9 protein-coding genes and 3 pseudogenes are annotated in these 15,256 nt (G+C 63.6%); 6 read left to right on the top strand and 6 right to left on the bottom strand.

What is annotated here, in order from left to right; genetic code table 11:
- Positions 1–61: 61 nt before the first annotated feature.
- Together QZ648_RS07080 and acsA are read right to left on the bottom strand one after the other, a co-directional pair.
- Positions 62–1,198 (bottom strand): FAD-dependent oxidoreductase, encoded by a 1,137-nt coding sequence (locus QZ648_RS07080; RefSeq protein WP_291996557.1) that lies wholly within the window; start codon positions 1,196–1,198, stop codon positions 62–64.
- Between the two features lie 879 nt (positions 1,199–2,077).
- Positions 2,078–3,841 carry an acetate--CoA ligase gene (gene acsA / locus QZ648_RS07075; protein WP_291996512.1) on the bottom strand — a complete coding sequence of 588 codons (1,764 nt, stop codon included), beginning with the start codon at positions 3,839–3,841 and terminating at the stop codon, positions 2,078–2,080.
- 317 nt (positions 3,842–4,158) lie between these two features.
- Between acsA and QZ648_RS07070 the strand changes: the two genes are divergently transcribed.
- The 6 genes from QZ648_RS07070 to QZ648_RS07045 all read left to right on the top strand — a co-directional run bounded on the left by QZ648_RS07070 (position 4,159) and on the right by QZ648_RS07045 (position 11,208).
- A complete protein-coding gene (locus QZ648_RS07070; RefSeq protein ID WP_034909832.1) occupies positions 4,159–4,419 on the top strand; it encodes an acyl carrier protein in 261 nt (86 codons plus the stop codon).
- A gap of 8 nt (positions 4,420–4,427) precedes the next feature.
- Positions 4,428–4,955 (top strand): GNAT family N-acetyltransferase, encoded by a 528-nt coding sequence (locus QZ648_RS07065; protein WP_291996511.1) that lies wholly within the window; start codon positions 4,428–4,430, stop codon positions 4,953–4,955.
- A gap of 263 nt (positions 4,956–5,218) precedes the next feature.
- Complete coding sequence (locus tag QZ648_RS07060) at positions 5,219–5,629, top strand: low affinity iron permease family protein (RefSeq protein WP_291996510.1); 411 nt, start codon at positions 5,219–5,221, stop codon at positions 5,627–5,629.
- Positions 5,630–6,188: 559 nt separating this feature from the next.
- Entirely contained in the window at positions 6,189–7,346 is a 1,158-nt protein-coding gene (locus tag QZ648_RS07055; protein WP_291996509.1) for an HlyD family efflux transporter periplasmic adaptor subunit, read from the top strand.
- Positions 7,343–10,084 (top strand): ribosome-associated ATPase/putative transporter RbbA, encoded by a 2,742-nt coding sequence (gene rbbA, locus QZ648_RS07050; RefSeq protein ID WP_291996508.1) that lies wholly within the window; start codon positions 7,343–7,345, stop codon positions 10,082–10,084. Before QZ648_RS07055 ends, rbbA begins: the two co-directional genes overlap by 4 nt.
- 2 nt (positions 10,085–10,086) lie before the next feature.
- Positions 10,087–11,208, top strand: coding sequence for an ABC transporter permease (locus tag QZ648_RS07045; RefSeq protein WP_291862939.1), 1,122 nt, complete (start codon positions 10,087–10,089; stop codon positions 11,206–11,208).
- Positions 11,209–11,405: 197 nt separating this feature from the next.
- Here the strand turns inward: QZ648_RS07045 and QZ648_RS07040 are convergent, their stop codons facing one another.
- The 4 genes and pseudogenes from QZ648_RS07040 to QZ648_RS07025 all read right to left on the bottom strand — a co-directional run bounded on the left by QZ648_RS07040 (position 11,406) and on the right by QZ648_RS07025 (position 15,193).
- A complete protein-coding gene (locus QZ648_RS07040) occupies positions 11,406–11,894 on the bottom strand; it encodes a cytochrome b (RefSeq protein WP_291996507.1) in 489 nt (162 codons plus the stop codon).
- Positions 11,887–13,098 (bottom strand): annotated as a pseudogene (locus tag QZ648_RS07035) (ABC transporter permease). The gene QZ648_RS07040 and the pseudogene QZ648_RS07035 overlap by 8 nt, the downstream one beginning before the upstream one ends.
- Positions 13,099–13,172: 74 nt before the next feature.
- Positions 13,173–13,880 (bottom strand): annotated as a pseudogene (locus QZ648_RS07030) (ABC transporter ATP-binding protein).
- Positions 13,877–15,193: pseudogene (locus QZ648_RS07025) on the bottom strand (efflux RND transporter periplasmic adaptor subunit). Before QZ648_RS07025 ends, QZ648_RS07030 begins: the two co-directional pseudogenes overlap by 4 nt.
- Positions 15,194–15,256 lie beyond the last annotated feature (63 nt).

Below are 15,256 nucleotides of genomic sequence, written 5' to 3'. Positions count from 1 at the left end.
GGGCCTGTCGCGTTCCACGCTGGGCTGCATGGTGTGACGGCGATCGCGCTCCTCTGATTGTTCATCGGTATCTCCTCAGGTACAGACCTTCGAAGAAGCGCTTGGCCCAATGGAACAGCAGCGACGAGGGCAGGATGATCTGGCGCCGGGGATTGCGAAACACCAGCGTACCGCGGTCGATGGCGTCGATGATGCAGATCAGTTCGACCTTGAAGGTGGCGCTGGGCGTCTGTCCGCGCAGGCCCGCGAGCAGGTTTTCGGCCGCGGCGGCAGCCTGCAGGTCGGCCATGTGGGCCTGCTTGGGCATCCACTCGGGGCCAGGAAAACTGCCGGAATCGCCGACCACATAGATATTCTGCGTGCCGACGACGCGGCACTGCGCATCGGCCTGCAGCAGGCCACCGGGCGAACGCGCCAGCTCGGTCTGATCGAACCAGTGGTTGCCGGTCATACCGGGCATGAAGAGGATCAGGTCGGCCGCGAACTCGCGGCCTTCGGTGACCACCCGGTCGGCCTCGAAGCGCTGCATCTTGTGGCCGAGGTGGGTGCGAATGCCGCGCTTCGCCATTTCCGCCAGCAGGTACTTCACTGCTTTCGGGCCGAGGCGCTGGCCCGGTTCCATCGACGGATTGAAAAACACGAGCTCGAACTTCTCCCGCCGGCCTTCGCGTTTGAGCTGCTCGTCGATGCCGAAGAGGAACTCGAACATCGGGCCGCCGCGCACCGCTCCGGGTTCGTTGGGGTTGCCGCCAAAACCCACGGCGATGGTGCCGCCTGGCATGGCGCGCAGGCGGTCACGGATCTTTTCGGCCGCAGCAATCCCTTCGCAGGGTGTGATGGCGTGCTCGATACCTGGCAGCTTCTTGATGAAGCGCCCGCCACTGGCGATCACGAGCGCATCGTTGCCGACCTCGCCCGTCGTGGTCTCGACGACCCGACCACCGTCGCGTAGGCCTGTCACCTCGGCGGCTACGTGTCGCACCTGCATGCGCTTGAAGAAGTTGGCCAACGGCACGATCAGCTGTTCGCGCGTGCGCAGGCCGTAGGGAATCCAGATGATACCGGGGAGGTAGTGCAATTCTGCGCGCGGTGCGATCAGGGTGATCTCGACGTTGGCATCGCGGCGGCGGATTTCAAGCACGCTGGAGAGCGCACCGAAGCCGGCGCCGATGATGGTGATGCGGGCGGCTGGGTTCATTAAACGATGGTTTTCATTGACGAGCTTCTCATGGCGCAGTGGAAAGGAGGGTTCGGGCTGACAGGGGGCCAGGAACTCGCCGCACCCGGGGCCGGCGACGAACAAGACCACCGCCGCTGCGTCATCGCGCGGCTGCCGTCGAAAGCGCACTTTTCACGCCTGGCGAACACAAATGCTTCCTGCAATGTGGTGAAGATACGCCGAGTTTGTCGTCCAGGAAACAGAACGACTGCTCATTTCCCCCAGCGCATCCAGGCCGCCAGCCACAAAGCCGCGGCACAGGCACAACCGGAAGAAATGGCGGGAATAGCGCTAGACGCGGCACGAGGGCGACCCCGCGCAAGTCATGGTCTCCTTGCGTAGCCTCCACTACGACCCCCGCCATTGCACCAGCGCAGAACGGAGGGTTTTGAACGGCAGGTCTCGGCTTCAAAGAAGACCGCAGCCCTGTCGGTTCTGTGGTCGCTGATCGGCCAGAGCGGTCGTTGGGGTAATGCGCCATGAGTGTCATGGTGTACTTCGCATTGCCGCCGTTCGACAGCCTTCGCCAAAATAGTCTGGACCGGCGACCCTGGGCGACCGCTTCCTGAAGAACGCTACTCACCCTTTCGACCCTTATGCAGAGCTTTCGACAGCTCTCTGGCTGCCCTGAACGTCGGCTCCCTGAGCCATTACTGACGTCAGGAAGTCATGCGAAAGGCTCGCATTCGGAGCAGGGACGCCTGCTCTGTCGGCGTAAACGCTTTCCCGAAGACGCCAGAAAACACGCCAAACTCGCCGCGCGGGTGGCTCGCACGCAGGAGAGGATCGACTCGCTGATCGCGCTCGCGTGCTGCGCTGCCGGGCTGACCGAGAAAGCGGGTCTGCGCCGAAGCGCGCTCACCCCGAGTCGTCCAGCACCGAGCTGTCGCCCTCGGGCAGTCCAAGCTCGCGCGTCTTCAGGAGGCGGCGCAGGATCTTGCCGCTGCGCGTACGCGGCAGGGTCGACACAAACGCGATCTCCTTCGGCGCCACGACGGCGCCCAGGCGTTTGCGTGCGTGGCCGAGCAGTTCCATGCGCAGCGACTCGCTCTCGCCGAAACCCGGTTTGAGCAAGACGAAGGCCTTGACCACCTCGCCGGCCACGGGATCGGGCTTGCCGATGACCCCGGCTTCGGCAACGGCCGGATGCTCCATCAGGACGCTCTCGACCTCGAATGGCCCGATCAGGTGTCCGGCCGACTTGATCAGGTCATCGACGCGGCCGACGAACCAGAAGTAGCCCTCCGCGTCTCGCCTGACCAGGTCACCGGTCAGGTAATAGTCGCCGGCAAAGCACTTGCGGTAGCGCTCCTCCTGCCCGAGATAGCCGCGGAACATCGACGGCCAGCCGACCCGAAGCGCTAGCTCTCCCTCGACGTCGTCAGCAATGACCTCTTCGATGCCGCCACCTGCGTGCCTACGCATCAGGCGGGCATCGATGCCCGGCAAGGGTTTGCCCATCGAGCCGGGCTTGATGTCCATGGCCAGGACGTTGGCGATCATGATGGCGCCGGTCTCGGTCTGCCACCAGTTGTCGTGGATTGGCAGCCCCAGCACCTGCTGCTCCCACCACACGGCCTCCGGATTGAGCGGCTCGCCGACGCTGGCGATAAAACGCAGCTCCGGGTAGCGGTACTGCCGGGCGAGTTCCGCGCCGCCCTTCATCAGCATGCGGATCGCCGTCGGCGCCGTGTACCAGACGCTGACCCGGTGCTCCTGCAGCAAGCGGTACCAGCGCCCGGCGTCGAAGTCGGCCTCGTCGACCAGGCTCGTCACGCCGTGCAGCAGCGGCGCGATGATGCCGTATGAAGTGCCGGTGACCCATCCCGGATCGGCGGTACACCAGAACAAGTCCTGTTCATGCAGATCGAGCGCGTACTTGCTGGTCGCATAGTGGGCAATGGCCGCCGCGTGGACATGAATCGCGGCCTTGGGTGCGCCCGTGGTGCCGCTGGTGAAATGCAGCAAGGCCATGTCCTCGCCCGAGGTGGGAACGGCCGCGAAATCATCCGTGGCCTGCTCCATCAGTGTCGCCAGATCGAGGGTTCCGGGGACGTTGGTCCGGCCACCATCGTCGCCAATCAGCAGGATGTGCTCGAGCGCCGGCAGTTGGCCGAGAATGCCGGCCACCTTGCGACGAAACAGGGACTCGCTGGTCAGCAGCACCTTGCCTTCGCCGATGGCCATGCGCGTGCGTATCGGCTCGGGACCAAAGGCGGAGAACAGCGGCGAGACCACGCTGCCGTTCTTCAGTGCGCCGATCAGCGCCGTGTACAGGTCCGGCACCCGACCTGCCAGAATGAACAGGCGCTCGCCCTTGCCGACGCCGAGTCGCTGCAGCACGTTGGCAAAGCGGTTGGTCTGGCGTGCGAGTTCCTCGAAGCTGACGTCGCGCCGTACGTCGTTTCGACTGATGAAGCGAAACGCTACTCGCCCGCGTACCGCCGTCGCCAGGTGCCGATCCACCGCCAGACGGCCGATATTGAGTTCGCCCTGCGCCGCGCCGGTGAGTTCCTGGCGCACAGCCGGCCACGAGAAACACGCGTGCTCGCGTTGCCAATCCGCGAGATGCGGCGGCACACGCCATTCCTGTGGCGACTTGCGGATGAATTCTGGGTGCATCTTGGCGAACGGCTCCGTCGATGATGGCTACAGCGTCAGTTTAGACGCGCGACAGTTTGCGCAGGGGGAATGCTTGTGTAGTATGGCTGAAGCATGCCACCGAAGGCGCCGTGCCACCAGGCGTCGATGGGCTGTCTGCCGTAACGATGACCAGCAAGGCGAGAAAAACCGCCAACGCCATTTTCGAGGACCGCTGCGACTGGCAGCGGTAACAAACTGCATTTTGGGCGCGACTCAGTCTCTGAGCGCCGCTCAGGATTTCCGATGTTGTACCGTGCGGCCGGTCGCCGAGCAGTGTTTACTGGAGCGTAAGCACCATGAATGACCAGGAACTTCGCGCCGCCGTACTCTCCGTCGTGCGCACCATCGCCCCCGAGCTTGATGCCGAGCGCATCGAGGCGGACAAACCCCTGCGCAACCAGATCGATCTCGATTCCATGGACTGGCTCAACGTCATCCTCGCATTGCGCGAAAAGTTTCGCGTCGATATCCCGGAGTCCGACTACGGCAAGGTGCAAACCTTGAACGCGATCGTGGCCTACCTCGGCGCCAGACCCGCACCGCATTCGCCCGGCTGACGATGACCATGGCCAGATATCCCGCCGAGTTGGTTCGTAAACGCTACCTGTTCGACGGCAGCGAAGTGACGATTCGCCCGATCAACGCGGACGACGCGTCGATCGAGGCCGACTTCGTGCGCCATCTGTCGCCCGAGTCGCGCTACTCGCGCTTCATGGTGACATTGAACGAACTGCCGACGACCAAGCTGCGTTACCTGACCGATGTCGATTACGACAAGCACATGGCCTTCGTAGCAACGCTGCCGCAGGATGGGAAGGAGACGGAAATCGGCGTGGCCCGCTACATCGTCGATCCGAATGGCGCGAGTTGCGAGTTCGCCGTCGCCGTCGACGACGCCTGGCAGGGTTCGGGGGTCGCGGGAATCCTCATGGCGACGCTGATGGATACGGCTCGCGCACGTGGCCTGACGAGCATGGAGGGAATCATCCTGGCGACCAATCACCGGATGCTGAAATTCGCGCGGCAGTTGGGTTTCACCCCGCATCGTGACTGGGACGAGCCGGATACGGTGCATGTCGCGCGGCCCCTGTAGGACGCTTCACAACGCGCGATCCCGAATCGTGTTGAAGCGTCAAACCCCGATGCGGCAGGCGAACTGCGCCGGTAGCTTGCGTTTCTGGCGATGCCATGAGTAGCCGGGCGGGCGAGGACGGTCACGCCAGCATGACTCGATAGCTGGCCTGTGGTCAATGGCTACCGGGAGGGGATTCCCAGCCGCTGACCTACATCGCATTGCCCAGCCGCAACCAAGACTTGACCGTTCGCAGTAACAACACCTGAAACGAGGTCCGTTCCATGGCTAGAGCTTCTTGGTACACGAAGTTTGCAAAAGGCGCTTCTCACTTCTGCGGGCGCCCGCGAGTCTTCACACTTGCGGTGGGAGTCATTGCCGTTTGGGTAGTCACGGGCCCTATGTTCAGGTTCAGTGATACGTGGCAACTGGTGATCAACACGGGCACGACCATCATCACGTTCTTAATGGTGTTCTTGATCCAAAACACGCAGAACAGGGACACGGAAGCCATTCAGGTGAAGCTCGACGAACTGATCAGAGCGACCAAGGGCGCACACAATGCGCTACTCGATCTGGAGGAGATCGAAGAGGACACGCTTGACGCATTCCGCGCCAAGTACCAAGCGCTTGCCGCGGCTGCCAGGAGTGAGCTTGAACTTGGCAACCAAGACACGGGAACGCCAGAACCATGAAACCGGCTATCGCCATCGGTCTTGACAACGGCGGCATAGGCCGAGCGGATAGATGGAGAGGATGGTGATCATCGCTCCCTCGCCCTATCCTCCTGGCCGAGAGCTGACCTTGGGCCATGGTACGGCAAAGGGGGATTCGCACGCATGCGACGCTACTGGCCGACCGTCCGGTATTGGCCGAGACCTGACCCGCCGACTTGTCTCGCACCAGATCGAATAGAGAGGCGTTCTTGAGGAGCCGCTCGATGACGACGCTCATCACCCGGGAACCGCGCTGGTGGCAACGAGTGCACATCCAATCGCGTTCGATCATGCGGCGGTTGCTCCGCACGAAAACGCCCCTTTCCACCCGCAGTTGCGCTGCGACTTTCCCAGCACGTCGCTCCTGCGAACCCGGAAACGACGCTGGTTGGTCTCGCGGCGTTAAAATGCGCCTTGGACGGGCATCGCCTGGCGGCCGTTTCTGGCGTCCAACTTGGCCTGCATCGCCGCCCAACAGCCCGTGCACTGATCACCCCCAGTCCCCCATTTCACTGATCACCCCCCGGAATATCCAGTCATGAACAGCAAGCTTCGGCGCGGACTCCTTTCTCTTGGTCTTGTCGTGATCGTCATCGTCGTCGCTACCTACTTCTGGCAGCGACTCGAGCCGGCCGCTCTGCCGGAAGGCTTCGTGGCTGGCAATGGGCGAATTGAGGCCACGGAAGTGGACATCGCGACCCGCTCCGCTGGACGATTACAGGAAGTGCTGGTCAAGGAAGGTGATTTCGTCGAGCCCGGAGAGGTCGTCGCGCGCATGGATACACAGGCGTTGGAGGCCGAACTCCACCAATTGCTAGCCAAGGTGAAGCAGGCGGAAAGTGCCAGTTCGACGGCGCTGGCGATCGCCGCGCAAAAGCACGAAGCCAAGGGCAGCGCAACCGCGCTGGTCGCGCAACGGCGTCAGGCGAGACTCACCGCCCTGGCGATGGTGGCGCAGAGTGAAAGTGAAGTGGTCTTTGCCGAGGGTGAGCTGAAGCGCTCCGAAGAACTGGTGGCCAAGGGTTTCATCAGCGCACAACGGCTGTCCGCGGACAAGACCCGGTTGCAGGTAGCCAGGGCGGCACTCGATGCGGCACGTTCCAAGGTCGCCGAGGCCGAGGCGGCAATCGAGGCCGCCCAGTCGCAGACCCTGGAGACGCAGTCGGCGATCGCCGCGTCGCAATCGCAGGTGGCGGAATCAAGAGCTTCAATAGAGGCGGCGAAAGCAGCCGCCGACAAAATCCGCACCGACATCGACGACGCCACGCTCAAAACGCCGCGCGGTGGCCGCGTCCAGTACCGGACAGCCGAGCCCGGTGAAGTGTTGCCGGCCGGCGGCAAGGTGCTGACTGTGCTCGACCTCTCCGACGTGTACATGAGCTTCTTCCTGCCGACGACCGTCGCCGGCAAGGTGGCTATCGGCGCCGAGGTCCGGCTGGTGCTCGACGCCATACCGCAATACGTGATCCCGGCGAAGATCAGCTTTGTCGATAGTGCAGCGCAGTTCACGCCCAAGGCCGTGGAGACGAGTAGCGAGCGCCAGAAACTGGTCTTCCGCTGCAAGGCACAGATCGATCAGGAAGTACTCCGGAAGTACCGCACGCAGGTCAAGACGGGCCTCCCTGGGGTCGCTTACGTGACTCTCGACGCCGCCGCGCAATGGCCCGAACAGCTGCAGGTGAAGTTGCCGCAATGACCCCGGCGCCCCCCTCGGTGGCGCTGCTGTCGGCCCTCAGTTATCGCCACGGCAGCGTTCTGGCACTCGACGTGATTGACTTGGCGATCCCGGCGGCACGCATGGTCGGTTTCATCGGCCCCGACGGCGTCGGCAAGTCGAGTCTCCTGGCGCTGCTCTCGGGGACGCGCAAGATCCAGTCCGGCAGCGTCGAAGTGCTGGGTTGCGACATCGCCGATCGGCGTCACCGCCGCCGGCTCTGTCCTCGCATTGCCTACATGCCGCAGGGTCTGGGAAAGAACCTCTACGCGACGCTGTCGGTGTTCGAAAACGTCGATTTCTTCGGCCGTCTGTTTGGTCAGTCGGCAGACGAACGCGCCTGGCGGATCGACGAATTGTTGAACAGCACCGGCCTGGCAGCGTTTGCCGACCGCCCCGCCGGTAAGCTCTCCGGCGGCATGAAGCAGAAACTGGGGCTCTGTTGCGCGCTGATTCACGACCCCGAGTTGCTGATTCTGGACGAGCCGACGACCGGCGTCGATCCACTCTCTCGGCGTCAGTTCTGGCAGCTGATCGAACATATCCGGGCGCGGCGACCGGCGATGAGCGTGCTTGTGGCAACCGCCTACATGGATGAGGCGGAAGCCTTCGACTGGCTGGTAGCGATGGACGCCGGCACCGTCCTGGCCACCGGCAGCCCGGCAGAGCTCAAGGCAGCTACCGTCACTGGGACCCTCGAGGACGCTTTCGTCTCGCTGCTGCCGGAGGAAAAGCGCCGCGATCATCGGGCCCTGGTGATTCCACCGCGACCACCTGGCGATGCCCTTCCGGCGATCGAGGCCGAGCAGTTGACGCGGCGATTCGGCGAATTCACCGCCGTCGACCACGTGGGCTTCCGTATCGAGCGCGGCGAGATCTTCGGCTTTCTCGGCTCCAACGGTTGTGGCAAGACGACGACCATGAAGATGCTCACCGGGCTCCTGCCGGCCACCGAAGGCAAGGCCCTGCTGTTCGGACGCCCGGTCGATGCCAAAGATACCGACACCCGCAAGCGCGTCGGCTACATGTCGCAGGCCTTTTCACTGTACACCGAGCTCACGGTCCGTCAAAACCTCGAGCTGCACGCGCGACTGTTTCACTTGCCGAAAGCGCGCATCGCTTCGCGGGTAGCGGAGATGGTCGACCGCTTCGGCTTGCACGATTACGTCGAGCAGCGCACCGAGGGTCTGCCGCTGGGCATACGCCAGCGCCTGTCGCTGGCGGTGGCGGTCATTCACGGCCCCGAGATGCTGATTCTCGACGAACCGACTTCGGGGGTTGATCCGGTGGCGCGCGACGCTTTCTGGCGCTTGCTGGTCGAGCTGTCGCGCCAGGAAGGGGTGACGATTTTCATCTCCACGCATTTCATGAACGAGGCGCAGCGCTGCGATCGCATTTCGCTGATGCATGCCGGGCGGGTCCTGGCACAGGGATCTCCCGAGGAGATCACCCGCGCCCGCAATGCCGGCACGCTGGAGGAGGCGTTCATCGCCTACCTCGAAGAAGCGGCTGGCACGAAGTCCGCTGCTGTGATTCCAGCGCCGGCAGCGATCGAGAACAAGCCGGCGCCACCCGCGGCAAGCCGGATTCCTGTGTTCAGTTCGCGTCGCTGGTGGGCTTATGCGCGTCGTGAAGCGACGGAGATCTGGCGTGATCCGATTCGCCTCGCTTTCGCCTTGCTCGGACCAATCGTGCTCATGATTGCCTTCGGCTATGGCATCTCGTTTGACGTTGAAAACCAGTCGTATGCGGTCCTCGACCAGGATCGGACCCCCGAGAGTCGTGCCTATCTCGAGAACTATTCCGGATCGCGCTACTTTCGCGAGTTGCCCGCCCTCACAGACCATGCGGATCTGGAGCAGCGCATGCGAAGCGGCAAACTGCGGGTGGCCATCGAGATCCCGCCGGAATTCGGCGAGAGCATCTTGCGTGGTCGCCCGGTCGAGGTCGGGATATGGATTGATGGCGCCGCGCCCTTCACCGCCGAAACCGTTCGCGGCTACGTCGAGGGCGTGCATCTCGCCTACCTCGGGCGACTGGGGCAACGCACGACCGGCGTGATACCGGACTTCCTGCCGGCCAACGTCGAGACGCGTTTCCGGTACAACCAGGACTTCAAGAGCGTCTATGCGATGGTGCCCGGAATGATCATGATGATGCTCGCCTTGATTCCGGCAATGATGACTGCGGTCGGCGTGGTGCGCGAAAAAGAGATGGGCTCGATCACCAATCTCTACGCCACCCCGGTCAGCGGCCTGGAATTTCTCCTCGGCAAGCAGTTGCCGTACGCGGTGATCGGCTTTGTCAGTTATCTCAGCCTGCTGCTTCTGGCGCTGCTGCTCTTCCAGGTACCGGTCAAGGGCAGCGCCATCGCGTTGACCGCCGGTGCGCTGCTCTATGTCATGGCCACCACCGGCTTCGGCGTCCTGATCTCGTCGTTCGTCAAGACTCAGATCGCTGCCTTGTTCGGTACAGCCGTGCTGATCATGCTGCCGGTGATCCAGTTCTCGGGGCTGTTCACACCGGTGTCGTCGCTGTCGGGTGGCGCCAGGATCATGGGGATGCTCTTTCCAAGCACCTATTTCCAGCGCATCAGCATCGGCACCTTCACCAAGGGACTGAGCTTCGGCGATCTCGCGGTCAATTTCGTTGCCTTGGCGATGATCGTCCTTGCTTACCTTCTGCTCAGCCTGATCTTCCTGAAAACACAGGACGATTGACGATGCGCCGCCATCTCGAAAACATCTACCGCCTGGGTCTCAAGGAACTGATTAGCCTGCGCTATGACTTCGTCCTGGTGGCCCTGATCATCTACTTCTTCACCTACGCGGTCTACGCCCCGTCAAAGGGGACGCAAATGGACTTGATCAACGCCTCGGTGGCGGTAGTCGACGAAGACGGCTCGCCGCTCTCGAGGCGTGTCCAGGATGCGCTGCTTCCGCCTTACTTCCTGCCGCCGGTAGCAATCAGCGTGCAGCAGATCGACACCGCCATGGATAGCGGGACCTACACCTTCGTCATTGACATCCCGCCGCGCTTCCAGGCGGATCTGGAGCGCGGTCGACGGCCGACGGTCCAGGTCAACGTCGATGCGACGGCGATGATCCAGGCCGGTAGCGGTGCCAATCACATCCAGAATGTTCTGCGCCAGGAACTCGCCGGCTTCGCGACATCGTCCGCCGCCGAGTCAATCACGCTGGTTACGCGCTCCAAGTTCAACCCCAATCGCGAGTCGCCGTGGTTCGTCGCAGTCATGCAGGTGGTCAATAACACGACCCTGCTGGCGATCTTTCTCAGCGGCGCCGCACTGATCCGCGAACGCGAACACGGGACCATCGAACACCTGCTGGTGATGCCGCTCGGTCCCACCGAGATCATGCTCGCCAAGATCTGGGCGAATGCTCTGGTGGTCGCTGTCGCCGCCAGCCTGTCGCTGTGGCTGATGGTGCAGGGTGTGCTGCAGGTGCCGATCACCGGGTCGATACCGCTGTTCGTCGTTGGGGAAGTTATTTACCTCTTCTCGGTGACTTCTCTGGGGATCTTTCTCGCGACGCTGGCGCGCTCGATGCCGCAGTTCGCACTCCTGGCAATGCCCGTTTTCATCGCCATGAATCTGCTCTCGGGCAGCAACACGCCCTTTGAGAGCATGCCGGCGCTGATCCAGAGAGTGATGTTCTTTTCACCATCGACGCATTTCGTCAGTCTGGCCCAGGCCATTCTTTTCAGAGATGCAGGTTTTTCCATCGTGTGGAAAGAATTCGTCGCCACCGCGGCCATCGGAGCCCTGTTCTTCAGCGCTGCGCTGCTACGTTTTCGCCAGACCGTCAGCGAAATGCAGGGTTAAACCCTTTCTGGAAATCTCCCGGTTCTGCCGGAGTGGCAGTAGTAGTTTGACTTTTTCGGGGCCGTTTATGAAGGAATGGCGAGTGATGCGAGATCACGCACATGCTTGGCGCGCTTCCGCGGAAGCCTGCGTCATCGCAGCTAGTGGTCGGCAAAACCACGGGCGGGGGCGCGGACTAATCTGTCTCGGGTAGCGGCTCAATTCTGGTTCGGAACTATCCGCCGTAGCGTGTTATCCCGAAGAACGTAGTGGTGAAGCAAAGTAGCAGCGGCATGGAAGCCGATGAGGAAGTAACCCACCGTGCCGCCGACCTCATGTATCTCCTTGATCAGCGTTGCCAGGCTTTTGCTTTCGCCGACGAGCGCTGGCAGCTCCAGACCGAAGAACGGGATCGGCTTTCCTGCTGCGCCGAGAAGTAGCCATCCTCCCAGCGGCATACCAATCATCAAGAAGTACAGCGCAAAGTGCATAAACTTGGCCGATGACTTCTGCCACTTCGGAAGATCCGGCTCAGTTAGGGGGTCGGATCCAGCCATGCGCGCCACCAGCAGGCGCAGCCAGACCAGAACAAAAACAGATAAGCCCAGCATGAAATGCCAGGCCTTCAGTGCCTCACGAGGATCGCTACCCTTCGGGTACAACTCAGTTGGATCGGCTTCATGTGGGCTTTCAGAAAGCTCATTCATGCCGCAGCGCATCGATCGGGTTCAGCCGTGCCGCCCGGCGGGCCTGGGAAGTAGCCGAACAGCACGCCGATGCCGGCCGAGAAGACGAAGCTCAGCAGGTTGACCCCGGGGTTGAACACGTAGGGCACATTCATCAAATCCGAAAGACCGATCGAGGCACCGATGGCCAGCACGATGCCGATCGCCCCGCCCAGCGCGGCAAGCACCACGGCCTCGATCAGGAACTGCAGCAGCACCTCGCGCTCCAGCGCGCCGATGGCCAGGCGCAAGCCGATTTCCCTGGTGCGCTCTGTCACGCTCACCAGCATGATGTTCATGATGCCGATGCCGCCCACCAGCAGGCTCACCGCGGCCACGGCACCCAGAAGCGTGGTCATCACCTTGGTGGTGCCCGAGAGTGTGTCGGCCAGCTGTTTGGTGTCGAGCACGTTGAAGTTATCTTCATCGGTGTCAGCGAGCTTGCGACGCTCGCGAAGCAACTGGGTCATGCTGGCCTTGACGCGTGTCGGTGTCGCTGCCATCGGCCATGGACACGAGCAAGTCGTTGACCTGGGTATTGCCGGTGATGCGGCGCTGCAGGGTCTTGATCGGGATGAAGACCAGGTCGTCCTGGTCGTTGCCGAACGAGCCCTGGCCCTTGGAGCCGAGCACGGCGATGACCTCGCAGCTGATCAGCTTCACGCGCAGCGACTCGCCCAGCGCGGGGCTGCTGCCGAACAGTTCTCGCCGTACGGTTTCGCCGATCATGCAGACCGCCGCACCGGCGCGCTGCTCGGCGTCGGAAAACTCGCGCCCCTGGGCCAGGGTCCAGTTGCCGATGGTGAGCCACTCGTTCGTGCTGCCGGTGATCGTGCTGCTCCAGTTGCGGCCATTGGCCACCAGCGTGCCCGACGAGCGCGATTGGGGGGCAGCGGCCGCGACGCCACCGATCTGGGTGGCGATGGCCTCGGCAGTCGCTGTCCTTGAAGAAGGGCGCGCTGGAACCACCGCTGCCCGGACCCATGCGCTGGCCCGGTCGAATCTGCAAGAGGTTGGTGCCCAGCCCCGAGATCTGGTTTTGCACGGACACGGTGGCGCCATTGCCCACCGTGACCATCGTGATCACCGCGCTCACGCCGATCACGATGCCCAGGATGGTGAGGAACGAGCGCATCAGGTTGCGCCGGATCGAACGCAGCGCGAGCAGGAGGGTGTTGAGCCACATGGTCAGCCGGCTCCCATGACCGTCGCAACGTGTCCCGCCTGGAGCCCGACCGGGTCAGGGTTGCGCTCGTCGCTTTACACCACTGCCGTCCACGAAGCGCACGATGCGCCGCGCGTAGGCGGCCATCTCGGCCTCGTGCGTCACCATCAGCACGGTGATGCCCTGGTCGGCGTTCAGGTGCCAGAGTAGCTCCATGATCTCCTTGCTGCGGGCGGTGTCGAGGTTGCCGGTGGGCTCGTCGGCGAGCAGCACGGCGGGCTCCGTGACGATGGCGCGCGCGATCGCCACGCGCTGCTGCTGCCCGCCCGAGAGTTCTCCCGGCGTGTGGTGTTCCCACCCTTTGAGGCCGACCTGTTCGAGCGCGCGCGCGGCCATGGCATGGCGCTGCGCGGCGGGCTCGCCGCGGTAGATCAGTGGCAGCTCGACGTTTTCCTGTGCCGAGGTGCGGGCCAGCAGATTGAAGCCCTGGAACACGAAGCCGAGGTAGCGCCGGCGCAAGCGGGCCCGCTCGTCGCGGCTGAGCGATTGCACCTGCACGCCCTCGAACTCATAGGTGCCGGTGGTGGGTGTGTCCAGGCAGCCCAGCGTGTTCATGGCCGTGGACTTGCCCGAACCGCTGGGCCCATGATGGCCACAAAGTCACCCTTCTGGATGTCCAGATCCACGCCTTTGAGCGCCTGGAACGCCGTTTGGCCTGTGCCGTAGACCTTGGTGATCCCGCGCAGACGGATTAGCGGAGCAGGCCCCGGCTGCCCCGTGGCTGGAGTGGCCGGCTGATTCATGGTGCGGCGCTTGCGCTGCGCTGGTCGGTGATGACGGCCATGCCGGGCTGTGAGGCTCTCGCCGCTGACCTCGGTCATGCGGCCGTCGCTGATGCCAGTTCTGCACCTGCATGGCAACCGGCTGGCCTCCCTGCAGCACCCAGATCTGGCGCGTGCCAGGGGCCTTGCTCTCGCTGCCGGCCACTTTGGTGCTGCTACTCCTCGGCGGGCGCGGCATTATCTTGGACAGGATGCTGCTACTCCCGGAGGACTTGCTCGCTGCGGCTGCTGCGGTGGGCGAGAAGCGCAGCGCAGTGTTGGGCACGAGAAGCACGCCATCGCGCTCGGTGGCCACGATGGTGGCCACGGCCGTCATGCCGGGGCGCAGACTGAGGTCGCTGTTGTTCACATCGAGCGTGGCCACATAGGTCACCACGTTGTTGGTGGTGGTCGAGCCATAGGCCACGCGGCGGATCGTGGCCGGGAAACGGCGCGAGGGGTAGGCGCTGACGGTGAAGCTGGCTTTTTGCCCCACCTTCACAGCGCCCACGTCGGCCTCGTCCACGCTGGCTTCGAGCTGCAACTGGGTCAGGTCCTCGGCCACGGCAAACAGAGTGACGGCCTGCAGCGAGGCGGCCACCGCGTTGCCCGGATCCACCGAGCGGCTGAGCACCACCCCGTCGAGGGGCGAGCGGATCGAGGCTTTGGCGAGGTTGGTTTCATCCGTTGAGAGGGTGGCTTTGGCCACGCCGACGTTGGCGGCAGCACTCGATTCGGTGGCCACGGCGCGGGCCAGCGCCGGCGCGCGCACTGTCGAGCTCGCTGGCCGAAGGCACCTTGCCGCCCGAGAGCTTGAAGACGTCCGTCCAGGCGCGCAAGGCTGGCGCGCGATTCGGCGACGGTGGCTTTGCTTTGCGCGACCAGTGCCCGCGCGGCGGCAAGCGAGGCGCGCGAGCGGGTCACCTGATCGCTGAACTTCGACGCGTCCAGCTCCACCATCACCTGGCCGGCCTTGACCTGGTCGTTCACGTCCACCAGCACGCGCTCGACCGTGCCCGACAGTTCACTGCCGACGTTGACCGAGCGCGTCGGCTGTAGCGTGCCGTTGGCCGACACGCTAAGCGTGAGGACTGCCCATGCGCAGTTCGGCGGTCACGTAGGTGGGCGCGGCCTTGCCGGCGCTTTGCGCCTGCCAGTAATAGACACCGCCGGCCACGATCCAGCAGGGCGCCAAGAGCGAACCAGAGCGAGCCGCGCTGCCACCAGCGCGGCGGATGGTCCTCACCCAGCAGGGTTTGCAGGTCGGCGGGAGGGGTGGCGTTCTTCTGGCTCATGGCGGGTCGGTGTGAAGTGATCGTAGAGAGTGGCCGCGGGTGTCAGTGCGCAGCGGAGGAGGT

Origin of the sequence: Candidatus Accumulibacter sp. ACC012 (assembly GCF_907163155.1) — a bacterium.
GTDB lineage: Bacteria > Pseudomonadota > Gammaproteobacteria > Burkholderiales > Rhodocyclaceae > Accumulibacter > Accumulibacter delftensis.
This window is presented reverse-complemented; position numbering and strand designations above follow the sequence as displayed.

Bases quoted from the DNA above. Each gene is read 5' to 3' on its own strand.
- QZ648_RS07060 (WP_291996510.1), top strand. From the start codon at position 5,219: ATGGCTAGAGCTTCTTGGTACACGAAGTTTGCAAAAGGCGCTTCTCAC.
- QZ648_RS07070 (WP_034909832.1), top strand. From the start codon at position 4,159: ATGAATGACCAGGAACTTCGCGCCGCCGTACTCTCCGTCGTGCGCACC.
- QZ648_RS07080 (WP_291996557.1), bottom strand. From the start codon at position 1,198: ATGAACCCAGCCGCCCGCATCACCATCATCGGCGCCGGCTTCGGTGCG.
- QZ648_RS07055 (WP_291996509.1), top strand. From the start codon at position 6,189: ATGAACAGCAAGCTTCGGCGCGGACTCCTTTCTCTTGGTCTTGTCGTG.
- QZ648_RS07045 (WP_291862939.1), top strand. From the start codon at position 10,087: ATGCGCCGCCATCTCGAAAACATCTACCGCCTGGGTCTCAAGGAACTG.
- acsA (WP_291996512.1), bottom strand. From the start codon at position 3,841: ATGCACCCAGAATTCATCCGCAAGTCGCCACAGGAATGGCGTGTGCCG.
- QZ648_RS07065 (WP_291996511.1), top strand. From the start codon at position 4,428: ATGGCCAGATATCCCGCCGAGTTGGTTCGTAAACGCTACCTGTTCGAC.
- rbbA (WP_291996508.1), top strand. From the start codon at position 7,343: ATGACCCCGGCGCCCCCCTCGGTGGCGCTGCTGTCGGCCCTCAGTTAT.
- QZ648_RS07040 (WP_291996507.1), bottom strand. From the start codon at position 11,894: ATGAATGAGCTTTCTGAAAGCCCACATGAAGCCGATCCAACTGAGTTG.